Raw genomic sequence first — 22,170 nt, forward strand, 5'->3', positions numbered from 1 at the left:
ACAACATGGCGACTACCCGAGGTTCGATGGCTGTTGGCCTAGAATTACTGTGTCAATTTCGGAATCGGGAATTCCCGATGTAGTGAAACTACACAAAATCCGACTCTTGGGCGATACTCCGCCCCAGTCGCCGGCCGCCGAGCCGGTTCTGCGCCCTCGCCAAAGCTCCGTTGCGGCCGGGCGCGCCTGATGGAAGACCCATGAAAGCAAGCACGATCTTCGCGACTCTCAAGACCGCTGCCATGAGCTCAAGCCCCACCCCGATTCAAGCCGCCTTCAAGACCGCCCTGCAGCGCGACCTGCGCGGCGCCGTAGACCCGTCCAGCCGGGAGGCGCTGATGCGTGCCGCCGCTGCCGCCTGTCGCGAGCAACTCGCCGAGCGCTGGGCTGCCACGCAAGCGGCAGATGCCAAGCGGGGCGTCGATGCACCTGTGCGTCGCGTGCACTACCTCTCGATGGAGTTCCTGATGGGCCGGGCCCTCGGGAATGCCATTGCCGCGCTCGGCCTCGACGAAACGCTGCGCGAAGCCTTTGCGGTGCAGGGTCAGGCCTTGCCCGATGTGCTGGAGCGCGAGAACGATGCCGCCCTGGGCAATGGCGGCCTCGGCCGCCTGGCCGCCTGCTTCCTGGATTCCTTCGCCGAGCTGGGCCTGCCGTCCTTCGGCTATGGCCTGCGCTATGAATACGGCATGTTTGCCCAAGGCATCCAGGACGGCCGACAGGTCGAGCGCCCGGACGACTGGCTGCGCCTGGGCAATGCCTGGGAGGTGCCGCGCGCCGACGTGCGCTACGCGGTCGGCTTCGGCGGCCGCGTCGAGGTCGACGCCGACGGCAGCCGCCGTTGGGTGCCGGCCGAAACGCTGGTGGCACAGGCCTATGACTTCATCGTGCCGGCCCACCACAGCGAACGCGTGTCCACGCTGCGCCAATGGCATGCCAGCGCCGCAGCGCCGATCGACTTCAATGCGTTCTGCCGTGGCAGCTATGCGCAAGCGGCCAAACATCGCGTGCAGGCTGATGCGATCAACTGGGTGCTCTATCCGGACGACTCGACCGACCCCGGCCGCGAGCTGCGCCTGAAGCAGGAAGCCTTCCTGGTCAGTGCCTCCCTGCAGGATCTGATTGCGCGTCATCTGCGCGAGTTCGGCTCTCTGCACAACCTGGGCAAGGCCAACGCGATCCATTTGAATGACACGCATCCGGCGCTGGCCCCGGCCGAGCTGATGCGCCTGCTGCTTGACGAGCACGGCATGGTCTGGGACGAAGCCTGGGCGATCACGCGCCAGGCGGTCTCGTATACCAACCACACGCTGATGCCCGAGGCGCTGGAGAAGTGGCCGCTGTATCTGTTTGAAGCGCTGTTGCCCCGTCATCTCGAGATCATTTACGAGATCAACCACCGCTTCATGGAAGAGCTGAAAGCCCGCTTCCCCGGCGATGAAGGGCTGATGAGCCGGGTCTCGCTGATCGAGGAAGACGGCGGCTTCGGCAGTGGCGGCGAGCGCCGTGTGCGCATGGCTCATCTGGCCATCGTGGCCTCGCATCGCGTCAATGGCGTGGCTGCGCTGCACAGCGAGCTGATGGTGCAAACCATCTTCGCCGACTACGCCCGCATCTGGCCCGAGCGCTTTCACAACGTCACCAACGGCGTGACGCCGCGCCGCTGGTTGCAGCAGGCCAATCCGGCGCTGTCTTCGCTGATCGACTCGCGCATCGGCAAGGGCTGGCGCAAGGACCTGGCGGAGCTGAGCAAGCTCAAGCCCCTCGCGGAAGATGCCGAGCTGGGTCGCCAGTTCCGTACGGTCAAGCGTGCGAACAAGGAGCGCCTGGCTGCCCTGATCCGCCGCGAGCTCGGCATTGCGGTCAACCCGGACAGCCTCTTCGATGTGCAGATCAAGCGCATCCACGAGTACAAGCGCCAGCTCCTCAACATCCTGCATGTGGTGGCGCGCTATCAGGCCATCGTGGCGAACCCGGACGCGAACTGGGTGCCACGCACCGTGGTGATCGCCGGCAAGGCGGCCTCGGCCTACCAGATGGCCAAGAGCATCATCCAGCTGGCGCATGACGTGGGCCGCGTGGTCAACAGCGACCCGCGCGTGGGCGACAAGTTGAAGCTTGTCTTCCTGCCCAACTACAGCGTCTCGCTGGCCGAGACCATCCTTCCGGCAGCGGAGTTGTCGGAGCAAATCTCGACGGCCGGCACCGAAGCTTCGGGCACCGGCAATATGAAATTCGCCCTGAACGGTGCGCTGACCATAGGCACCTGGGACGGCGCGAACATCGAGATGGCCGAGGCTTTCGGCGTCGAGAACATGTTCTCCTTCGGCCTGCGCACCGAGGCCGTGGCCAAGATCAAGTCGCTGGGCTATGACCCGCGCCTGTATGTCGAAGAGAACCGTCAGCTGAAGGCCGTGATCGACGCCATCGCTTCTGGCGAGTTCAGCGGCGGCGACACTTACCGCTACCGCGCCCTGGTCGACAAGCTCCTGGGCCACGACAGCTATCTCCTGATGGCGGACTTCGCCGACTACGTGGCGACCCAACTGCGGGTCGACGCGCTGTATCAGGACCCGGCGGCCTGGAACCGTCGCGCCATCCTCAATGTGGCCGGCATGGGCTGGTTCTCGTCGGACCGTACGATTGCGGACTACGTCGAGCGCGTCTGGTCGGTGAAGAGCCTGAGCTGACCTGGGCCCTACTGGAGAAGAGTCTGAATGCTGTCTGAATCGGAGTTGCAGGCGCTGCTCGCGGCGCGTCACCCGGACCCGTTCTCGGTGCTGGGCCTGCATGCCGATGCAGACGGCAAGCTCTGGCTGCGCGCGCTTTTGCCCGGTGCCGCCGGCGTGATGGTGCTGGAGGCCGGCACACGCAAGGTGGTGGCCAGCCTGCCGCACCGAGAGGGCGGCTTCTTCGAGGCGCCGATGGGCCGGCGTCGCAAGAAGTTCGAGTACCGCTTCCAGGTGCGCTGGGATGACGGCCATGAAGGCTGCCATGCCGACGCCTATGCATTCGGCCCGCAGCTGGAAGAGCAAGACCTGACCCTTCTGGCCCGGGGCGAGCATCCGCGGCCCTACACGCAGCTCGGTGCGCACCCTATGGAGCAGGGCGGCGAGCATCCGGTGGCTGGCGTGCGCTTCGCCGTCTGGGCGCCGAATGCGCGCCGCGTCAGCGTGGTCGGTACCTTCAACAACTGGGACGGCCGCCGCCATGTGATGCGCCTGCGCCATGGCGCCGGCATCTGGGAAATCTTCATTCCCCATATGCAGCCGGGCGATCTCTACAAGTTCGAGATCGTCGGGCCGGAGGGCAACCTCTTGCCGCCCAAGGCTGACCCTTATGCGCGTGCGTCGCAACTGCGACCCGAGACGGCCAGCATCGTGGCCGCGCCGCTGCGTGAGCCTCAGGCGCTGAGCGCCGAGCGCGTGGCGGCCAACCGCCGCGATGCGGCGATCAGCATCTATGAAGTGCATGCCTCCTCATGGCGCAAGCCGGAGGGTCGCTTCCCGACCTGGGACGAGCTGGCCGCCGAACTGCCGGCCTATGCCGCCGCGATGGGCTTCACTCATCTGGAGCTGATGCCGATCAGCGAGCATCCCTTCGATGGCTCCTGGGGCTACCAGACGCTCGGCCTGTTTGCGCCGAGTGCCCGTTTCGGCCCGCCCGAGGGCTTTGCGCGCTTCGTTGCGGCCTGCCACGAGCGTGGCCTGGGCCTGCTGCTGGACTGGGTGCCTGCGCATTTCCCGTCCGATGCATTCGGCATTGCGCAGTTCGACGGCACGCACCTTTACGACTACGCCGACCCGCGCGAGGGCTTTCATCGCGACTGGAACACGCTGATCTACAACTTCGGCCGCAATGAAGTGCGCCAGTTCCTGATCGGCAACGCCCTGTACTGGACCGAGCGCTGGGGCGTGGATGGCTTGCGGGTCGATGCCGTGGCCTCCATGCTTTACCGCGATTACTCGCGCCCGGCCGGCGAATGGGTTCCGAACTCGCAAGGGGGCCGCGAGAACTTCGAGGCGATCTCGCTGATGCAGCGCATGAACGAGCGCCTGGGGCTGGAGTCGCCTGGCGCGATCACGCTGGCTGAAGAATCCACCAGCTTTCCGGGCGTTTCGCGCCCCACCTCGGCCGGCGGCCTGGGCTTCCACTACAAATGGAATATGGGCTGGATGAACGACACCTTGCGCTACATGCACGAGGAGCCGATCCACCGCCAGTGGCACCACGACAAGATGACCTTCGGCCTGGTCTACGCCTTCAGCGAAAACTTCGTCTTGCCGATCTCGCATGACGAGGTGGTGCACGGCAAGGGCTCGATGCTGAACAAGATGCCTGGGGATGGTGATCCGAATGAATGGCAGAAGTTCGCCAACCTGCGTGCCTACTACGGCTTCATGTGGGGCCACCCGGGCAAGAAGCTGCTCTTCATGGGCCAGGAATTCGCGCAGCGCGATGAATGGAGCCATGAACGCCGCCTGCCCTGGGAGCTGCTGGAAGACGAGCGCCATGCCGGCGTGCAGCGGCTGGTGCGCGATCTGAACAGCATCTATCGCGAGCTGCCGGCCCTGCACAGGCTGGATTGCGAGCCGGCAGGCTTTGAGTGGCTGCAGCAGGAAGATCGCCTGCAGTCGGTGTTCGCCTGGCTGCGCCGCGACGATGCCGGCGGCGAGGTGATCGTCATCTGCAATTTCACGCCGGTGCCGCGGCCGGACTACCGGCTCGGCGTGCCGGCCGGCGCCCGGGCATGGCGCGAGCGGCTCAATACCGACTCGGCGCATTACGGCGGCAGCAATGTCGGCAATCTGGAGGGAACTTTGAAGGTCGAGAAGAAGGCCGCGAATGGCCGGCCGCAGTCGATCAGCGTCAGCCTGCCGCCGCTGGCCACACTCATCCTGGTACCTGCATGAATCTGCCAGCGCAAATCGAAGAAGGTCGGCACGAACCGCTTGGCGCTGTTGCGCGCGATGGTGGCGTCAACTTCGCCGTGGTGTCCGAGAACGCGAGCCAGATCGAGCTCTGCCTGTTCGACGGGGCTGGCCAGCGCGAGTTGCGCCGCTACAGCCTGCATGGCCCGCATGACGGTGTGTTCCACGGCTTCCTGCCGGGCGTGGGGCCAGGTCTTGTCTATGGCTTGCGGGCGCATGGCCCTTACGAGCCGCAGCACGGCCACCGCTTCAATCCGCACAAGCTCCTGCTCGACCCGTATGCGCGCGAGATCGTGGGCCATTTCTCCTGGGCGGCCGAGCATCATGGCTATGAACTCGGGCATCCGGACGGACCGCGTTCCTTTGATGCGCGCGACAACGCCGTGCAGGCGCTCAAGGGCAGGGTGGCCGAGCCCTTGAGTGGCCTATCGCCACGCGAGAGTGCGCCTCGCCATGCACCGAATGACGTGCTCTTGTATGAGGTGCATGTCAGAGGCTTCTCGAAACTGCACCCGGAGATTCCTGCCGAACTGCAAGGCAGCTATGCCGGTCTCGCCCACCCGGCGGCCATTGCGCATTTCAAGCAGTTGGGCGTGACCACGCTTTCGCTCCTGCCGGTGCAGTATTGCGTGGACGAGCCGCACCTGCATGGCAAGGGTCTGCGCAACTACTGGGGCTACAACACCCTTGGTTTCTTCGCGCCTGACCCGCGGCTGGCCACAGCGGCGAATCGTGACGACCCAACAGCGGTGACGGCCGAGTTCCGTGCCATGGTCGAGGCCTTGCATCAGGCGGGCCTGGAGGTGGTGCTGGACGTGGTCTACAACCACACGCCCGAAGGCAATGAGTTCGGGCCGACCTTGAGTTTCCGCGGTCTCGACAACCGCCTCTGGTACCGCCTCGCTGGCGACGACAAGAGCCGCAGCGAGAACCTCACCGGCTGTGGCAACACGCTCAATGCCCAGCATCCGCGCGTGGCGCAATTCGTGCTCGACTCCTTGCGCTACTGGGTGACGGAGATGGGCGTGGACGGCTTCCGTTTCGACCTGGCGCCGGTGCTCGGTCGTACCCACCATGGCTACGAACCGCAGGCAGCCTTCTTCGCGGCGCTGCGGCAAGACCCGGTGCTGGCCGGCGTGCACCTGATCGCCGAGCCCTGGGATGCGGCATACGACGGCTATCAGCTCGGTCGCTTCCCCGGCCGCTTCCTGGAATGGAACGACAAGTTCCGCGATGCGGTGCGCGGCTACTGGTTGCAGAGCGGCAAGGTGGGGCGCGGCGAGTTCGCTCGGCGCTTCACGGCGTCCAGCGACGTGTTCCACCACGGCCAGCGCCGCCCCACGGCCTCGGTCAACTTCGTGGCGGTGCATGACGGCTACATGCTGAACGATGTGGTCAGCTACAGCCACAAGCACAACGAGCCGAACGGCGAAGACAACCGCGATGGGCGCGACGGCGAGCTCAGCGCGAACTTCGGTGCCGAAGGTCCGAGTGACGATGCGTGCATCAACTCCACCCGCGAGCGCGTGCGCCGGGCGATGCTGGCCACGTTGATGCTGGCGCAAGGCACGCCGATGCTCAACGCCGGCGACGAGATCGCCAACAGCCAGCAAGGCAACAACAACGCCTACTGCCAGGACAACGAGATCGGCTGGCTGAACTGGGCCAGTGCCGATCTGGAGCTTGCGGCCTTCGTCGCCGACTTGGCGCGCCTGCGTCGCAGCGAACCGCTCTTGCGCCATGGGCGCTGGTTTGCCGGCCCTGGTGCCGAACGAGCTGGCGATGCCTGCATCGCCTGGTTCAGCCCGACGGGCCACGAGATGCAGGTGCACGATTGGCACCAGGCCGACCAGCATGCGTTTGCCTGCCTGCTGCGCGGCGCCAGCGAGGCTGCGCCGCGCCTGGCCATCGTGTTCAACCCCGATGCGCAGGCGCGCCCCTTCCATTTGAGCGCGCAGAGTTTTTCCGTGCTGCTGGACAGCAGCGGTGAGATCGAGAGTGGCCAGCGCATTGCCGCCGGCCAGGGATTCCAGGCACCGGCACGCAGCCTCCTGCTGCTGCGCGCTGGTTGAGATCAAAAGAGAGAGTAGAGAGACGTCATGGACCTCAACAATCGAAGCGCCGGCGTGCTGGCCCACATCACCTCGCTGCCTGGCCCAAACGGCATGGGTGACTTCGGCCCGGCCGCCTACCAGTTCGTCGATTGGCTCGCTTCGGCTGGCCAGGGCCTCTGGCAGCTCTTGCCGACCACGCCCATCGGCCCGGGTGATTCGCCCTACCAAGGCGTCTCGGCCTTCGCCGGCAGTCAGTGGATGGTGGCCTTAGAGCCGCTGGTGGAAAAGGGCTGGCTGGCCGCACCGGAATTGCCCGAAGCTGGCTTCGATGCCATGAAGGTGGACTACGGCCGCGTGCTGCCCTGGCGCGAGCAGCAGCTTCGCGCGGCCTCGGCCGGTTTCTTCGCCAAGGCCACGGCCGCTGACAGGCTGGCCTTCGCCGACTGGTGCGCCGGCCAGGCCGAGTGGCTCGACGACTACGCGCTCTTCATGGCGATCCGCTCTCCGCTGAACGGTCAGCCCTGGTGGGACTGGGCGGCGCCGCTAGCGCGCCGCGAAGCTGCTGCGATTGCCGAAGTGCGCAAGACCCACGCGGAAGAAATCGCCTTCTGGCAGTTCGTGCAATGGTGCTTCGACACGCAGATCACCGCGCTCAAGGCCTATGCGAACAGCAAGGGCGTGCACATCATGGGCGACCTGCCGATCTTTGTTGCGCACGACAGCGCCGATTGCTGGTCGCGCCCCGACCTGTACCACCTCGACAAGAATTTCCAGACCACGGTGGTGGCCGGCGTGCCGCCGGATGCGATGTCGCTGGATGGCCAGCGTTGGGGCAATCCGCTCTACCGATGGGACAAGATGGCAGCCGAGAACTACGCTTGGTGGACCGCCCGCGTGAAGCGCGCCCTGAGCCAGGCCGATGTGTTCCGCATCGACCATTTCCGCGGCTTCGCGGGCTATTACGAGATTCCGGCGAGCAGCCCGGACGCCAAAGAGGGCCGGTGGCTCAAAGGCCCGGGCCAGGCGCTGTTCGATGCCATCGAGGCGAGCCTGGGCAAGCTGCCCATCGTGGCCGAAGACCTGGGCTTCATCACCGACGACGTGCATGAACTGCGCGACGGCTGCGGTTTCCCGGGCATGAAGATCCTGCAGTTCGCCTTTGGTGGCGAGGCCGATCACGAATTCCTGCCGCACATGTGGCCCAAGGCCAGCGTGGCGTACACCGGCACGCATGACAACGACACGGTGCGCGGCTGGTGGAACAGCGCCTCGGCACGCGAGCGGGCTTTCGCCGGCTCCTACCTCGCTTGCGGCGACCACGATGTGCACTGGGCCATGATCCGCGCCTGCTGCAACTCGGTGGCCAATATCGCGGTCTTCCCGCTGCAGGACGTGCTGGGCCTGGGGGGCGAGCACCGCATGAATGTGCCGGGCATCTTGGGCGGCAACTGGGCCTGGCGATTCAAGTGGGACATGCTCGGCCAGGAGCCCGCACGCGTGCTGGGGCTGATCAGTGCGGCCAGTGGCCGTGCGCCGATTGGGCTCTTGCGCCTGCCTTGAAGCGCACCCCGGGCGCTGCTGCCAGAATTGCTGCCTTCATTCTCGAAGGCAGCTTCTCTCATGGCATTTCCACATCAAGCCCGCATGGACTGGGCCGAGTTCGAACAGGCGGCGCCCGGCGTGGTGCTGGCGATGCGCGCCCTTGGCAAGGCCGTCGATGAATCGGGGCTGGACAAGCAGATCACCGAGCTGATCAAGATCCGCGCCTCCCAGCTCAATGGCTGCGCGTTCTGCCTGCAGTTCCACCTGAACATGGCGCGCAAGCTGAAGGTCGTGCCGGCCAAGATCGACCTCGTGGCCACCTGGGCCGAGGCGCCAGGGCTGTTCACGCCGAAGGAGCGGGCTGCCTTGGCCTGGACCGAGGCGCTGACACAAATGACCGAGCACCGCCCGACCGGTGCCCTCTATGCCGAGCTGCAGGCGCAGTTCACGACTGTCGAGATTGCCGGCCTGACCGCCGCCATCGGCGCGATCAATGCCTGGAACCGCATGGCCGGCAGCCTGTCGTTCACGCCGCCGGTGCCGGAGTCGCAGCTCAGCGCCTGAGCTCGACGATCAGCGGCGAGCGTGCGGGCACGGTGATGGTGTCCCCGAGGGTGATGGCCTGACCGGTCATCGCATCGACGGCCGACTTGGCTCCCGGCAGCATTTCGGCAAAGCGGCGCAGGTCGACCTTGGCTTCCTTGCTGCCCTTGTTGAGCAACAGCATCACGCGCGGCGCATTGGGCTCGCTCTTCAGATAGCGGAAGAGGGCGTAGACGCCGTGCTCCGGCGAGTAGTGCATCAGCTCGCCGTCGTGCACCACGCGGCTGCTCTTGCGCCACGTGAAGAGCTTGCGCAGGAAGTCTTGTGCCTCGCGCTGCTTGTCTTTCAAGCCCTGGCCGGTGAAGCCGTTCACCGCATCGCCGGCCCAGCCGCCGGGGAAGTCGGAGCGCACGGCGCCGTCGTCGCGCTCCCTCGGGCTCTGCATCAGCAGCTCGGTGCCGTAGAAGACCTGCGGAATGCGGCGCGTGGTGGCCAGGTAGGCCAGGGCCAATTTCCAGGCGCCCAGGTCTTCCTTCAGCAGCGAGTAGAGGCGCGGCGTGTCGTGATTGCCTTCGAACAGGACGAGCTGTTCCGGCGCCGGATAGACGAAGTCGTGCGCCAGCGCCTCGTAGAGCTTGGTGAGGCCGCTGTCGTGACCATCTGCTTCCCCCAATGCGGCGAGCAGGGCGCCATGCAACGGGAAGTCCATCATGCTCGGTGTGCTGGAAACATAGCCGTCGTGGTTGCGCTTGCCGCGCTGCCAGTACGACACCACGGCCGGATGCGGGCTCCATTCCTCGCCAACGATATTGAGCTTCGGATACTCCTGCATCACGCGCTCGGACCAGCGTGCGAGGAACTCGCGGTCGGAGTAGGAATAGGTGTCGGTGCGGATGCCTGAAAGAGAGGCGTACTCGATCCACCAGATCGTCATCTGCGTCAGATAGGTGGCCAGCTGCGGATTGCGCTGGTTGAGGTCCGGCATGTTGCGGGTGAACCAGCCGTCGGTGAATCGCTTGCGGTCGCTCTCTGACGCATAGCGGTCCTGCAGCGTCATGCGTGCATGCTGGGTCTCCACGTACTTGTAGCCCCCAGGCTTGACCAAATTGGTCACCCCCCCCCCCGAGGGGGCCGACGAGGCTTGGGGGCGGCCCTGCGCCTCGTCTGCTGGCCACTGATTGAGCCAGTCTGGCGCCGGCATATCGCGCATCCACCAGTGGCTGGCGCCGATGTGGTTGAGCACGATGTCCTGGATCATGCCGATGCCTTTGGTGCGGGCTTCGCGACTCAGCTCGCGGAACTCTTCGTTCGTGCCGAAGCGGGCGTCGATCTTGTAGAAGTCGCTGGCGGCGTAGCCGTGATAGCTGTACTTCTCGGCGTTGTTTTCGGTCAGTGGCGTAGGCCAGATCTGCGTGAAACCGAGGCCTGCGATGTAGTCCAGACGCTGTCGCAGGCCGGCGATATCGCCGCCGTGGCGGCCGCCGGGGCTGCGTCGGTCATTGCGTTCCAGCAGGCCGGCGGGCTGAGCGCGATCTGCCTGACCCTGGGCGAAGCGGTCGGGCACGACGAGGTAGATTGCATCCTTGGAGCCGAAGCCCTGTCGGTCCGCAGAGCCGGGCTCGCGCTGCAGCAGCTGGTAGCGCTGCTTGAGGTGGGTCTTGCCGCCGCTGAACAGGATCTCGAACTCGCCAGCCTTGGCTTGCGGGTCGATCTGCAGGTCCAGGAACAGGTAGTTGGGATTGGCGGTGCGGGTGGTCTTCTTCAACGTGATACCTGGCGCCAGGACCTGTGCCTGCAAGTCACCGATGCGATCGCCATGCACCATCAGCTGCAGCTCCGGGCTGCGCATGCCGACCCACCAGAACGCGGGTTCGATACGGGAGATGGTCTGGGCTTGGCTCATCAGGCTGGTGCACAGCGCCAAGGCGCCGCCGAGATTGCGGATCACGTTCATCAACACGTCCCCATCGGCGCATTGTGGCGCCTTGCTGTAGCTAAATTACTGATCAATCATTCGCTCACGGAGGCAAGCATAGCGGCATGGTTCCTGTAGTGCAAAGCTGATTTGTTTTGATGAATGTAGTTTTGCTACCATTAAGAAAACGAGCGCGGAGACAGGCATGAGATCGAGATCGCGGATGAGCGGCGGCTGGCTGCTGGGCTTGGCCGTGCTGGCCTGGAGTGGGCAGGCGCGGGCCGGCGGATGTGATGTTGATGACTTCCAGGCACTGCTGCATCCCAATGGTCTTGTGGCCGAGGCGCAGGCCTACTGGCTGGATCGCCAACTCGTGCAATGGCCCGGTCAGATGGCCGAGCCAGGCCAGCGCTGGCGCTTGCATGTTCTCGATGGCGGGTTCGCTGTCGGTGCAGGCAGGTCAAGCCGTTCGGGGCGCAGACAGCAGCTTCGACCTGCAGCCTGATTCGCAGGGCCTTTCGCCAGCAACGGCCGAGCGTTTCAGGTTTGTCGGAGCCGGCCCGAGGCTGCGTCTGTCCATCGATGATCCGGCTCGCCTGCATCGCGCTCAATTGATACTCACGCGCGAAAACGAAGCTGGTCAGGTGCTGGCCTTCACGCGCATCCAGAGCCCCGGCGCGCTCGACGATCTCTATGCCGCGGCTGGCGATATCGCGGACCTTGGCGTGGCTGTGCAGCCCGCAGCCAAATCCACCAGCTTCAAGCTCTGGGCGCCCACCGCGCGTGCGGTGAGCCTCTGCCTGTACGACAGCGATGCGAGCAAGGCCAGCGCCGAGCAAGCGATGCAGTTCGACGCGACCACGGGTGCCTGGTCCTGGCGCGCGCATGGGGACTTGTCGGGCCGCTATTTCAACTACCTGGTCGAGGTCTTCGTGCCCGGCAAGGGTTGGGTGCGCAATCGCGTCAGCGACCCGTACTCGATCAGTCATGGCACGGATTCCTGGCGCAGCTATATCGCCGACCTCAATGCCGCGAGGCTGAAACCGCGTGGCTGGGATCAACACCGCCGGCCCAAGCCCTTGGCAGCCGCCACCGACATGCTGATCTACGAACTGCATGTGCGCGACTTCTCCATCGCTGACGCGACGGTTCCAGTGGCCAGGCGCGGCCGCTACCAGGCCTTCACCGAGACCCGCTCGGCGGGCATGCGCCATCTGCGCTCGCTGGCTCAGGCGGGCATGACGGACGTGCACCTGCTGCCGGTGTTCGACATCGCCAGCATTCCCGAAGCCCAATGCGCCACACCGACCGTACCCACGGCCGCCGCAGACAGCCCGGACCAGCAAGCCAGGGTGATGGCGGTCGCCTCCAAGGATTGCTTCAACTGGGGCTACGACCCGCTGCACTACGGCTCGCCCGAGGGCAGCTATGCCAGCAGCGCGGCCGATGGCGCACGCCGCATCATCGAGTTTCGCCAGATGGTGCAGTCCCTGCATGAGGCTGGCTTGCGCGTGGGCATGGACGTGGTCTACAACCACACGCCGGCCTCGGGCCAGGATGCCAAGTCGGTGCTGGACCGCATCGTGCCGGGCTACTACCAGCGGCTGGATGCCAAAGGCCAGGTCGAGCGCTCGACCTGCTGCGACAACACGGCCACCGAGCATCGCATGATGGCCAAGCTGATGATCGACACGACGGTGCGCTGGGCGCGCGACTACCGCGTCGATTCCTTCCGCTTCGATCTGATGGCCCATCAGCCGCGAGCTGCGATGGAGATGCTGCAAGCGGCGGTCGACAAGGCGGCTGGCAGGCATGTCGAGCTGATTGGCGAGGGCTGGAATTTTGGCGAGATCGCCAATGGCTCGCGCTTCGTCCAGGCGTCGCAACTGTCCTTGAATGGCAGCGGCATCGGCACCTTCAGCGACCGGGGCCGCGATGCGGCGCGCGGCGGCAGTGCGGGCGACAGCGGCGAGGCGCTGCGCAAGAACCAGGGCTGGCTCAACGGCCTGGTCTATGCGCCCAATGACGCGGCACCGAAGCGCGAGCCCGTCGAGCTGTTCCGCGCGGCCGACATGACCCGTGTCGGCCTGGCCGGCTCCCTGCGCGACTTCGAGCTCGAGACCTTTGAAGGCAAGCGCCGCAAGCTCTCCGAGATTCCCTATGGCGACCAGCCTGCGGGCTATGTTTCGCAGCCGGGCGAGGTGGTCAACTACGTGGAGAACCACGACAACCAGACGCTGTTCGACATCAACGTGATGCGATTGCCTCGCGACACTTCGCGCGAGGACCGGTTGCGGGTGCAGATGCTCGGCGCGGCACTGACCGCCTTCAGCCAGGGCATTGCCTACTTCCATGCCGGGCTTGAGGTGCTGCGATCCAAATCGCTGGACCGCAACAGCTACGACTCGGGCGACTGGTTCAACCGCCTGGACTGGAGCCTGCGCGACAACGGCTTTGCCGCCGGCCTGCCGCCCCAGGGTGACAACGGCCGTGACTGGCCGCTTCTGCAGCCGCTGCTGGCTGACGACTCGATCAAGCCGCGCCCGGTCGATATCGCCGGGGCCCGGGCGATGTTCCTGGACCTCCTGAAGATCCGCGCCAGCAGCAGCCTCTTGCGCCTTCGCTCCGCGGATGAGGTGAAGCGGCGTCTTCACTTCCTCAACACCGGCCCGCAGCAGAACCCGGTGGTGATGGCCGCCGTGCTGGATGGCCAAGGCCTGGCCGGTGCCGGCTTCAAGCGCCTGCTCTACCTGATCAATGTGTCGCCTCAGGCGCAGACGCTGCAGATCGAGAGTGAACGTGGGCACGCCTACCGGCTGCATCCGGTGCAGGCCAGCGCGGCTGCAGCGGACCAGCGCCCGCGCCGCGAGGCTCGTTACGAGCAGGGCAGCGGCGCCTTCGTAGTGCCCGCCCGGACCGCCGTCGTCTGGGTCCAGGAATAGCGCAAACACGGGGGCTTGACCTTCGGCACGCGAGGCAAAAGGGGACTAGCATCTGAGCAGGCAGGCGCCGCACGGACCCGTGGGATGCTGGTGGTCGCTTGCCGCCACTGCGAGGTGCGCGATGCAAAAAATCCTACATGCCAGCCTGTTGGCCCTGGCGGCTGCGCTCTCTGGTTGCGTGAGCGTGCCGCTCCTGGAGCCGCAGGAGATGTCAGCCCTGTTCAAGGACTCGGCGTTCAAGCCCCTGGCCCAGCCCATTGACGACAAAGCCGTCTTCGAGTTGAGCCCGGAGATGCGCCAATTCCTCAAGCGCGACGTGGCGGATCAAGTCGTCGCCCGCGGCCCTCGCTGGGCACTGATCGACGCGCTCTATACGAAGCGCAAGCTGATTCTTGACTACGACTCGGCCATCACGCGCAATGCCTCTGAGGCGTTCGAGTCGCGTGCCGGCAATTGCCTGTCGCTGGTCATCATGACGGCGGCCTTTGCCAAGGAGTTGGGCCTGGGGCTGCGCTATCAGCTGGTCCATACCGAAGGCAGCTGGAGCCGTTCCGGCAACGTGCTCTTTCTGGCGGGGCATGTCAATGTGAGCCTGGGTCGCCGGCTGCAGGAGAGCAGCAATGTCTTCGCGCTCGACATGGACATGATGACCGTCGACTTCATGCCGCCCGAACTGAACCGGGTGGAGCGCGTTCGCACCATCGACGAGGGCACCCTGGTCGCCATGTATTACAACAACCGCGCTGCCGAGTTCATGGTGGCCAATGACCTCGACCAGGCTTACTGGCTGGTTCGTGCCGCCATCGATCGCTCGCCGAACTATGTCAATGCCTACAACACGCTGGGCGTGATCTATCGGCGCCATGGTGACCTGGTGGCGGCCGAGAAAGTCCTGCGCCAGGTCGCGCGGCTGGAGCCCGACAACCCTCAGGCCCTGGGCAATCTGGTGATTGCCTTGCGGGACCTCGGTCAGCTTGCCGAGGCCGAGCAGGTGCAGCGCCGGCTCAACGAGCTGCAGCCTGACCCGCCCTATGCCTTCTTCGACCGTGGCGTCGAGGCCATGAATGCGGGCGACTATGTGAGAGCGCGGGGGCTGTTCGAGAAGGAAATCAAGCGCGCCGCCTACGTGCCCGAGTTCCATTTCTGGATGGCCTTGGCCGACCTGCGCCTGGGCGATCTGGCCAGCGCCAGCAAGCACATGGCGATTGCCAAGGACTACAGCACGACCATCAAGGACCGCGACATCTACGCCACCAAGCTGAACAAGATCAACAGCTACATGACCGGCGCCAAGCCCTAGCGCGAAAGGTTCGGCTAGAGCGGCGGCAGGCCGTGCCGCGCGCGGGCCCGCGCGCAGGCGTCGTCGCCCAGGCCCAGTGGCGCGCGCAGGCCGAATTCACGGCAGGGCGAGGGCCGCCATTCATAGATGCCGCAGCTGGCCTTGACGCCGACCGTGCCCACCAGGGCGGCGCAGCGCGGGCTGGCGTGGTCGGTGCCGCGCATGCGGGCCAGGCTGTGGTTGAGTTCACCGCACAGGCCGTCAGGCACGCTGCCGCCTTCGCTCATCATTTCCTCGCGGGCGAAGTCGACCCGGAAGCTGGCGCAGCAGGCGCCACAGCGCGTGCAAGGGTTGTCTGCGGTCGAGCTCATGCGCTCAGTGTAGGGCTGGCTATGATGGTGGCCAGTTCTCAGGAGTCGCTTGCATGCGTTTGGTTTCCATCGCCCTTGTCGCCGCTTCCATCGCCCTGTTCAGCGTCGCCGCCCAGGCCCAGGCACCTCAATTGCAGGTCAAGGACGCCTGGGTGCGCACGACCGTGGCGCAGCAGAAGGCGACCGGTGCGTTCTTTCAGCTGCGCGCTGACAGCGATTTGCAGCTCGTTGAGGCCAGCTCGCCCGTGGCATCCATGGTCGAGATCCATGAGATGGCCATGGAAGGCAGCGTGATGCGCATGCGTGCGGTCGAGAGCCTGCCGCTGCCCGCCGGCAAGAGCGTCGAGTTCAAGCCGGGTGGCCTGCATGTGATGCTGATGGGCCTGAATCGCCCGCTGGCCGCTGGCGACAAGATCCCGCTGACGCTGGTCTACCTGGACAAGAACAAGAAGCGCCACCAGGTCGAAGTGCAGGCCGAGGCGCGCGCGCCGCAAGCCGCCAAGCCCTGAGGAGCCGCCGCCATGCTGAAGCCTCTCGCTCTCTCCCTGTTGCTGACCAGCATGGCCGCTACTGCCGCCGATCTCAGTATCGCGGTGCTGGACAAGCAGGGCCAGCCCCTCGCTGACGCCGTGGTGATGGTGGACAGCACGATGGCCGGCCCGCGCCCGGTGCCTCCGGCCGAAGTGCTGGTTGCTCAGGAGAAGCAGCGCTTTGTGCCAGCCATCAGCATCGTGGCGCCGGGCACGCGCATCGTGTTCAGCAACAAGGACAGCTTTGACCACCATGTGATTGCCGGCTTGATGGGGCCGGGCGGCGTCTATCTGGACCCCGGCCAGACCATCCAGTTGCGCCTGTCGGGTCGATCGGGCAACCGCACGCCCGGCACCGAAACCCGCAGCTTCAACCATAGCGGCCCTTATCTGCTTGGCTGCCATCTGCACAGCTCGATGCGTGGCCATCTGTACGTGGCCGACTCGCCTTGGGCCAAGCTCAGCGGCAGCGACGGCAGGCTGGTGGTCGAGGGCCTGCCGGAAGGTGCAGTGAGGGTGCGCGTCTGGCATGCAGACCAACTGCTTGAAAACGAGCCGGTCTCAGCCCAGCTTCAAGCCGGCAGCAACAAGCTGACGGTCAAGACTCAGGTGGTGGCACGCGCCAGCAAGGCGACGCCGAGCTCGGTCTATCCCTACTAGCGTTCCCTGACGACAGTCACGGTGCAGTCCGATTCGGCCAGCACCTGGGAAGAAACGCTGCCGAGGTAGCGCCGCAGCGCGGAAGCGCCTCGCGCCCCCATCACGATGTGGTCGATGCCATTGCGGCTGGCAAATTCGATGATGGCCGTGGCCGCGTCAGGCGCTTCCAGGACATGGAAGGTCAGGCGGCCGTCCTGCAGGTCCAGCGCCTTGCTGATCGGGCGTGCCCAGGACTTCAGGGCGATCAGCTGCTTCACGTGCAGGCTCTGACCCTGGCTGTCGGTGAGTTCGTCCATGCCGAGCCGGGCCGTCTTCATCACGCTGACGCAGGCCAGGCGCGCGCCGACCTCGGCCTGCACAACGCGGCGCACATGCTCACTCAGTTGCTCCAGCAGTGCCGGCGTGGCGCTCTCGATGTCGATGGCCGCCATGATGATGGGGCTGCGGCCCAGTTGTTCGCTCGGCCGGGTCGGCGCGGTCGGCTCGCTACCGATGGCGAAGAACCAGCGCTTCAAGGTCTTCAGGCTGTTGCTGCCTTGTGTCTTCTCGGACCGCCGTGTCAGCGCTACGCTTTGCGGGCTCTTCAGGTCCAGCAACAGCTGCGCGGCACTCTGGTAGCGGCGCTCGGGCTTGACCTCCAGGCAGTGCAGCACGATCTCCTGGAACCAGGGCGGCAGCTTCGCGTCTATGGCGCGCAGCGGCACCGGCTCCACATAGAGCCGGCGACGCAGGCCGCGCACCGAACTTGGCTGGCCGAATGGCCGCTCGCCGGTAGCCAGGTGATAAAGCATCACGCCCAGGGCGAACAGGTCGCTGCGCGGGTCGTTGCGGATGAATTGCACCTGCTCGGGCGACATGTAGGGCCCGGTGCCCATGGGCAGCGAGAATTCCTCCTCGAGCAGGTCGGGCAGGTGGTCATGCCGCGAGAGGCCGAAGTCGACCAGGACCGCGCGGCCATCCGGCCGGAACATGATGTTGCTGGGCTTGATGTCCAGATGCACGACGTGCTGGCGATGCAGGTCCTGCAAGGCTGTGGCGACGCGGATGCCGATGTCCACCACCTCCTCCAGTGGCAGGGGCGCGTCATCCAGGCGTGGCCTCAGCGACACGCCTTCGATGCGCTCCATCACGATATAGGCCTGGCGGGTCCAGTCGCCACGAGCGACGAAGCGCGGCACATGCGGACCCTTGAGTGCGGGCATCAACATCTGCTCGACCTCGAAGCCGACGATGGTGGCCGGGTCTTCGCCGCCCTTGATGCGCGGCACCTTCATCATCAGCCGGAAATCCTCGCCCTCGACCGCCTCGACGCGCGTCACGCTCCACAGATTGGCCATGCCGCCCTGGTGCAGCCGCGCCTCCAGCCGGAAGCCGTCGATCACCTGGCCCTCCTGCAAGGGCGAGGGCGGCAGGGCGGCGCCGAAGGTGCTGGTCGGGCTTGTCATCTGCTCTACTCGCCTGCCAGCAAGCGATCGGCCAGCCGTGCTGGCAGGCCGGCCGCGCGCACACTGGCGGCCGCCGCGTCGGCGTCGTAGGGGACGCGCTGGAAGCTCAGGACGCTTTGTTCGCTGTCAAAGATCGCGTAGCAGGCCGCCGGATTGCCGTCCCGTGGCTGGCCGCAGGAGCCGGGAATCGCCAGCCATTGGCGATTGGTCAGGAGCGGAATGCCGACGCCGGCTTGCGGCGTGAATTCACCGGCCTTGCCGGTGCCGCTGAGATGGAACAGCATGGGCTCATGCATATGTCCGCAGAAGGTGTAGCGCGCCTTCGTGGCATGCATGCTGCGGATGGCCTCGAGCCGGCCCTGGATGTATTCGTAGCTCGCCGGGTCATAGGCATTGGCATGGACGAAAAGCATCTCGCCACGCTCGACCGTCATGGGCAGCTGCTTCACAAAGGCCAGTTGGTAGGGTTGCAGTTGGCTGCGCGTCCATTCGGCGACCTCGCGGGCCTCTTCGCGCATGCCGGGGAGGGCGACGCGGGCCACTGCGCTGTCATGGTTGCCCATCACGGCGACCGCGCCTTCATCGACCAGCTCCATCACCCGGTCCAGCACCCAGGCCGGATCGCCGCCATAGCCGAGATAGTCGCCCAGCAGCGCATGCTGCTGCACGCCGCGCGCGGCAGCATGCTCGAGGACAGCAGTGAGTGCCTGGCGGTTGGCATGCAGGTCGGAGATAAGCGCGAGTTTCATTTGCCAGATAGGCTGCCACAGGGGGCTGACAGCATGCTGAACAGAGCCCTGCATGTGTACCGGCGGATACCGCCGAGTTCAAGCACAATCGTCGCGAGTCTTGATTGACGAAATCTGAATGAGCCAAGCCTGCAGATTGCTGTTGACCGGCCTGCTTTGCCTGCCAATGCTGGCCTGGGGCGAATGCTCCCGCCCCTTGAAGGTGCCGGTGTCGCCCATCGGCCTGAGCGTGACGGTGGATGGCGAAACCATTGGTGGCGTCTATCCCGACGTCCTGCGCGGATTGGGCGACGCCTGCCGCTTCGAGTTTTCCAGCGTGCCGCGGGCCCGGCTGGAGCTCATGTTCGAGGCCGGTCAGGCCGACCTCCTGATTCCGGCGACCCGCACGCCGCGGCGTGACGAGCTGGGCCTTTTCGTTCCCATGGTGCGCAGCCGCGCGACGCTGATTTCCCTGCTCGACAAGGACAGGCCGGCGCTGCGTTCGCTGGACGAGCTCTTGCGGCGGCGCGAGTTGCGCGTGGTGCTGGTGCGCGGCTTCGACTACGGCGAGGCCTATCTGGCCATGGCGCGCGAGCTGGGCAGCCAGGCCCGGCTGGTCCAGGCGGTGGATCCGCTCGAAGCGGCGCGCATGCTGAGCATGGGCATGGCCGACCTGACCGTGATGTCGCCCAGCATCATTGCCGGCGCGATCCACAACGACTCTCGCTACAAGCCTCTGCTGGCCAAGCTCAGGATCGAGTCGGTGGAAGAGATGCCGTGGGGGGAATCCGGCGCCTACCTGTCCAAGTCGCTGCCTGGCGCTGACCGCGCGATGCTGCGCGACATGCTCGAGAAGAGCACCCGCAGCGGCGAGGTCTGGAAGACCTTTCAGCGCTACTACCCGGCGAATGTGCTGGTGGACGGCTTGAGGCCGCGCTGAAAGGCAATCCGGCCCTCAGCCGATCCGGCCGAGCAAAAGGTACTCCATCAGTGCCTTCTGCACGTGCATCCGGTTCTCTGCTTCGTCCCACACCACAGACTGCGGCCCATCGATCACATCGGCCGACACCTCCTCGCCGCGATGTGCCGGCAGGCAGTGCATGAAGAGGGCATCGCGCTTGGCGACCGACATCATCTCGGCGTCGACACACCAGTCGGCGAACGCCGCCCGGCGGGCTTCGTTCTCGGCTTCGTAGCCCATGCTGGTCCACACATCGGTGGTGACCAGGTCGGCACCTCGGCAGGCTTCCAGCGGGTCGGCGAAGACCTTGTAGCAGGCGGTGTTCTTGATGCCGGCCACCGTCGGATCGACTTCGTAGCCGCTCGGTGTGCTGACATGGACCGTGAACCCGAGGATCTCGGCGGCCTGCAGCCAGGTGTTGGCCATGTTGTTGCCGTCACCCACCCAGGCCACGACCCGGCCCTTCAGGCAATCGACATCCACCACGCCGCGCTGGTTCATGCCGCGCGCCTCGATGAAGGTGAACAGGTCCGCGAGGATCTGGCAGGGGTGGTACTCGTTGGTGAGGCCATTGATCACCGGCACTCGCGAGTGCGCGGCGAAACGCTCGATCTTGGTCTGCTCGAAGGTGCGGATCATCACGATGTCGACCATGCGGCTGATCACGCGGGCGCTGTCTTCGATCGGCTCGGCGCGGCCCAGCTGGCTGTCGCCGGTGGTCAGGTGCACCACCGAACCGCCCATCTGGTACATGCCGGCCTCGAAGCTCACGCGCGTGCGCGTGCTGGCCTTCTCGAAGATCATGGCCAGCGTGCGGTCCTGCAGCGGCTGGTATTTCTCGTAGTTCTTGAAGCGGCGCTTGATGGTGGCGGCGCGCTCGAACAGATGCGCATACTCCTCGGCGCGCAGGTCCTTGAACTGCAGGTAGTGGCGGATCAGGCTGGAGCCGGGCTTCATGGCTTGGGCGTGGCCACGAAGGCCTTGATCAGCGGCACCAGAATCGCGGCGAGTTGAGCCGCCTCATCGCTGCTCATGATCAGCGCGGGAACTAGGCGCACGACCTTGTCGGCGGTGACGCTGATCATCAGGCCGGCATCGGCCGCTTGCTGCAGCAGCGCTGCGGCGGATCGGTCGAGCTCGATGCCCAGCATCAGGCCCTGGCCGCGCACCTCGACCACACCGGGCACACCGGCGAGTTGCTCGGTCAGGGCGGCCTTGAGCTCGCCGCCGACCTTGGCGGCGTTTGCCAGCAGGCCATCTTCTTCCATGATGCTCAGCGTCTCGACGCCTGCCCGCATGGCCAGCGGGTTGCCGCCGAAGGTGGTGCCGTGGTTGCCAGGCTGCAGCACCTTGGCCGCACGCGGACCGCAGACCACAGCGCCGACCGGCACGCCCGAACCCAGGCCCTTGGCCAGCGGCATCACGTCCGGCGTGATGCCAGCCCATTGGTGGGCAAACCACTTGCCGGTGCGGCCGATGCCGCATTGCACCTCGTCCAGCATCAGCAGGATGTCATGCTCGTCGCAGACGCGGCGCAGGCCTTGCAGGAACTCGATGCGGGCCGGGTTGACGCCACCTTCGCCCTGGATGGTTTCCAGGAAGATGCCGGTGACGTTGGGGTGCGCCTTCAGGGCCGCCTCGACCGCGGCGATATTGTTCAGCGGCACGCGCACGAAGCCGCCCACCAGCGGGCCGAAGCCGGCATGGATCTTGGGGTTGGCTGTGGCAGACAGCGTGGCGATCGAGCGGCCATGGAATGCGCCCTCGAACACGATCAGCTCAGGGTTGGTGTTGCCGCGGTCATGGCCGAACTTGCGGGCAATCTTCAATGCCGCCTCGTTGGCTTCCAGACCCGAGTTGCAGAAGAAGGCGTTGGTCATGCCGGAGATCTCGACCAGTTTGGCGGCGAGCTTCTCCTGCAGTGGCACGTGGTAGTAATTGCTGGTGTGGATCAGCTTGGCGACCTGCTCCTGCAGGGCTGGCACCAGGCGCGGATGGGCGTGGCCGAGTGTGTTGACCGCGATCCCGCCCAGGCCGTCCAGGTATCGTCGCCCGGCGGTGTCCCAGACCCAGCAGCCCTGACCATGCGACAAGGCGATGGGCAGGCGGCCGTAGGTCTGCATCACATGCGGCTCGGTGGGCGGAACGGGCGGAACGGGGGCGTTCATCAACTCTCCAGTGCAAGCGAAAACGAAAGGGTCGTTGATTCTACGGGTCGCCCCCAGGTCGGGTTGGCCGGCGTGCGCTATGCCAACCACGCAGCGGAACT

At 65.7% G+C, this 22,170-nt stretch carries 16 protein-coding genes; 10 read left to right on the plus strand and 6 right to left on the minus strand.

What is annotated here, in order from left to right:
• The first annotated feature begins 200 nt into the window (after positions 1 to 200).
• Genes ABT392_RS05590 through ABT392_RS05610 form a run of 5 tightly spaced genes read left to right on the plus strand, consistent with a single transcriptional unit; the run spans position 201 to position 9,091 of the window.
• Complete coding sequence (locus ABT392_RS05590; protein ID WP_395386374.1) at positions 201 to 2,690, plus strand: glycogen/starch/alpha-glucan phosphorylase; 2,490 nt, start codon at positions 201 to 203, stop codon at positions 2,688 to 2,690.
• A 27-nt stretch (positions 2,691 to 2,717) separates the two neighbouring features.
• Positions 2,718 to 4,913: a 1,4-alpha-glucan branching protein GlgB gene (glgB, locus tag ABT392_RS05595; RefSeq protein ID WP_395386373.1), complete on the plus strand. Its 2,196-nt coding sequence runs from the start codon at positions 2,718 to 2,720 to the stop codon at positions 4,911 to 4,913.
• Complete coding sequence (gene glgX / locus ABT392_RS05600) at positions 4,910 to 7,003, plus strand: glycogen debranching protein GlgX (RefSeq protein ID WP_395386372.1); 2,094 nt, start codon at positions 4,910 to 4,912, stop codon at positions 7,001 to 7,003. Before glgB ends, glgX begins: the two co-directional genes overlap by 4 nt.
• 27 nt (positions 7,004 to 7,030) lie before the next feature.
• Positions 7,031 to 8,545, plus strand: a complete 1,515-nt coding sequence (gene malQ, locus ABT392_RS05605) for a 4-alpha-glucanotransferase (RefSeq protein ID WP_395386371.1) — start codon at positions 7,031 to 7,033, stop codon at positions 8,543 to 8,545.
• A 60-nt stretch (positions 8,546 to 8,605) separates the two neighbouring features.
• The gene (locus tag ABT392_RS05610; protein WP_334277205.1) at positions 8,606 to 9,091 is read left to right on the plus strand and encodes a carboxymuconolactone decarboxylase family protein; all 486 of its coding nucleotides are present in this window, start codon (positions 8,606 to 8,608) and stop codon (positions 9,089 to 9,091) included.
• On the opposite strand, the gene ABT392_RS05615 is transcribed toward ABT392_RS05610, so the two are convergent.
• Positions 9,081 to 11,024, minus strand: coding sequence for a glycoside hydrolase family 13 protein (locus ABT392_RS05615; protein ID WP_464970930.1), 1,944 nt, complete (start codon positions 11,022 to 11,024; stop codon positions 9,081 to 9,083). The genes ABT392_RS05610 and ABT392_RS05615 overlap by 11 nt on opposite strands.
• A 383-nt stretch (positions 11,025 to 11,407) precedes the next feature.
• Here ABT392_RS05615 and ABT392_RS05620 point away from each other — a divergent pair, with 383 nt between their 5' ends.
• Both ABT392_RS05620 and ABT392_RS05625 read left to right on the plus strand, forming a co-directional pair.
• Positions 11,408 to 13,927, plus strand: a complete 2,520-nt coding sequence (locus ABT392_RS05620) for an alpha-1,6-glucosidase domain-containing protein (protein WP_464970931.1) — start codon at positions 11,408 to 11,410, stop codon at positions 13,925 to 13,927.
• A 121-nt stretch (positions 13,928 to 14,048) separates the two neighbouring features.
• On the plus strand, positions 14,049 to 15,227 hold the full coding sequence (locus tag ABT392_RS05625) for a tetratricopeptide repeat protein (protein ID WP_395386367.1): 1,179 nt from the start codon (positions 14,049 to 14,051) through the stop codon (positions 15,225 to 15,227).
• A gap of 14 nt (positions 15,228 to 15,241) precedes the next feature.
• Here the strand turns inward: ABT392_RS05625 and ABT392_RS05630 are convergent, their stop codons facing one another.
• Positions 15,242 to 15,577 (minus strand): YkgJ family cysteine cluster protein, encoded by a 336-nt coding sequence (locus ABT392_RS05630; RefSeq protein ID WP_334277201.1) that lies wholly within the window; start codon positions 15,575 to 15,577, stop codon positions 15,242 to 15,244.
• A 53-nt stretch (positions 15,578 to 15,630) separates the two neighbouring features.
• Here ABT392_RS05630 and ABT392_RS05635 point away from each other — a divergent pair, with 53 nt between their 5' ends.
• Together ABT392_RS05635 and ABT392_RS05640 are read left to right on the plus strand one after the other, a co-directional pair.
• The gene (locus tag ABT392_RS05635) at positions 15,631 to 16,086 is read left to right on the plus strand and encodes a copper chaperone PCu(A)C (protein WP_334277200.1); all 456 of its coding nucleotides are present in this window, start codon (positions 15,631 to 15,633) and stop codon (positions 16,084 to 16,086) included.
• Positions 16,087 to 16,098: 12 nt separating this feature from the next.
• Positions 16,099 to 16,767 (plus strand): cupredoxin domain-containing protein, encoded by a 669-nt coding sequence (locus ABT392_RS05640; RefSeq protein WP_334277199.1) that lies wholly within the window; start codon positions 16,099 to 16,101, stop codon positions 16,765 to 16,767.
• On the opposite strand, the gene ABT392_RS05645 is transcribed toward ABT392_RS05640, so the two are convergent.
• The gene (locus ABT392_RS05645) at positions 16,764 to 18,212 is read right to left on the minus strand and encodes a serine/threonine protein kinase (protein ID WP_395386366.1); all 1,449 of its coding nucleotides are present in this window, start codon (positions 18,210 to 18,212) and stop codon (positions 16,764 to 16,766) included. The genes ABT392_RS05640 and ABT392_RS05645 overlap by 4 nt on opposite strands.
• 5 nt (positions 18,213 to 18,217) lie before the next feature.
• On the minus strand, positions 18,218 to 18,961 hold the full coding sequence (locus ABT392_RS05650) for a metallophosphoesterase family protein (protein ID WP_395386365.1): 744 nt from the start codon (positions 18,959 to 18,961) through the stop codon (positions 18,218 to 18,220).
• Between the two features lie 118 nt (positions 18,962 to 19,079).
• Here ABT392_RS05650 and ABT392_RS05655 point away from each other — a divergent pair, with 118 nt between their 5' ends.
• The gene (locus ABT392_RS05655; protein ID WP_395386363.1) at positions 19,080 to 19,880 is read left to right on the plus strand and encodes a substrate-binding periplasmic protein; all 801 of its coding nucleotides are present in this window, start codon (positions 19,080 to 19,082) and stop codon (positions 19,878 to 19,880) included.
• Between the two features lie 15 nt (positions 19,881 to 19,895).
• On the opposite strand, the gene argF is transcribed toward ABT392_RS05655, so the two are convergent.
• Both argF and ABT392_RS05665 read right to left on the minus strand, forming a co-directional pair.
• Positions 19,896 to 20,858: an ornithine carbamoyltransferase gene (gene argF, locus ABT392_RS05660; protein ID WP_334277195.1), complete on the minus strand. Its 963-nt coding sequence runs from the start codon at positions 20,856 to 20,858 to the stop codon at positions 19,896 to 19,898.
• Positions 20,855 to 22,069 carry an aspartate aminotransferase family protein gene (locus tag ABT392_RS05665; protein WP_334277194.1) on the minus strand — a complete coding sequence of 405 codons (1,215 nt, stop codon included), beginning with the start codon at positions 22,067 to 22,069 and terminating at the stop codon, positions 20,855 to 20,857. Before ABT392_RS05665 ends, argF begins: the two co-directional genes overlap by 4 nt.
• Positions 22,070 to 22,170: the final 101 nt, after the last annotated feature.

The sequence above is a fragment of the Paucibacter sp. JuS9 genome, assembly GCF_044043925.2.
Lineage (GTDB): Bacteria > Pseudomonadota > Gammaproteobacteria > Burkholderiales > Burkholderiaceae_C > JAUASW01.

Excerpts from the sequence above, each read along its gene's own strand:
- ABT392_RS05650 (WP_395386365.1), bottom strand. The coding sequence starts at position 18,961 with ATGAAACTCGCGCTTATCTCCGACCTGCATGCCAACCGCCAGGCACTC.
- glgB (WP_395386373.1), top strand. The coding sequence starts at position 2,718 with ATGCTGTCTGAATCGGAGTTGCAGGCGCTGCTCGCGGCGCGTCACCCG.
- ABT392_RS05640 (WP_334277199.1), top strand. The coding sequence starts at position 16,099 with ATGCTGAAGCCTCTCGCTCTCTCCCTGTTGCTGACCAGCATGGCCGCT.
- argF (WP_334277195.1), bottom strand. The coding sequence starts at position 20,858 with ATGAAGCCCGGCTCCAGCCTGATCCGCCACTACCTGCAGTTCAAGGAC.
- ABT392_RS05645 (WP_395386366.1), bottom strand. The coding sequence starts at position 18,212 with ATGACAAGCCCGACCAGCACCTTCGGCGCCGCCCTGCCGCCCTCGCCC.
- malQ (WP_395386371.1), top strand. The coding sequence starts at position 7,031 with ATGGACCTCAACAATCGAAGCGCCGGCGTGCTGGCCCACATCACCTCG.
- glgX (WP_395386372.1), top strand. The coding sequence starts at position 4,910 with ATGAATCTGCCAGCGCAAATCGAAGAAGGTCGGCACGAACCGCTTGGC.
- ABT392_RS05610 (WP_334277205.1), top strand. The coding sequence starts at position 8,606 with ATGGCATTTCCACATCAAGCCCGCATGGACTGGGCCGAGTTCGAACAG.
- ABT392_RS05635 (WP_334277200.1), top strand. The coding sequence starts at position 15,631 with ATGCGTTTGGTTTCCATCGCCCTTGTCGCCGCTTCCATCGCCCTGTTC.
- ABT392_RS05630 (WP_334277201.1), bottom strand. The coding sequence starts at position 15,577 with ATGAGCTCGACCGCAGACAACCCTTGCACGCGCTGTGGCGCCTGCTGC.
- ABT392_RS05620 (WP_464970931.1), top strand. The coding sequence starts at position 11,408 with ATGTTCTCGATGGCGGGTTCGCTGTCGGTGCAGGCAGGTCAAGCCGTT.
- ABT392_RS05625 (WP_395386367.1), top strand. The coding sequence starts at position 14,049 with ATGCAAAAAATCCTACATGCCAGCCTGTTGGCCCTGGCGGCTGCGCTC.
- ABT392_RS05615 (WP_464970930.1), bottom strand. The coding sequence starts at position 11,024 with ATGAACGTGATCCGCAATCTCGGCGGCGCCTTGGCGCTGTGCACCAGC.
- ABT392_RS05590 (WP_395386374.1), top strand. The coding sequence starts at position 201 with ATGAAAGCAAGCACGATCTTCGCGACTCTCAAGACCGCTGCCATGAGC.
- ABT392_RS05655 (WP_395386363.1), top strand. The coding sequence starts at position 19,080 with ATGAGCCAAGCCTGCAGATTGCTGTTGACCGGCCTGCTTTGCCTGCCA.
- ABT392_RS05665 (WP_334277194.1), bottom strand. The coding sequence starts at position 22,069 with ATGAACGCCCCCGTTCCGCCCGTTCCGCCCACCGAGCCGCATGTGATG.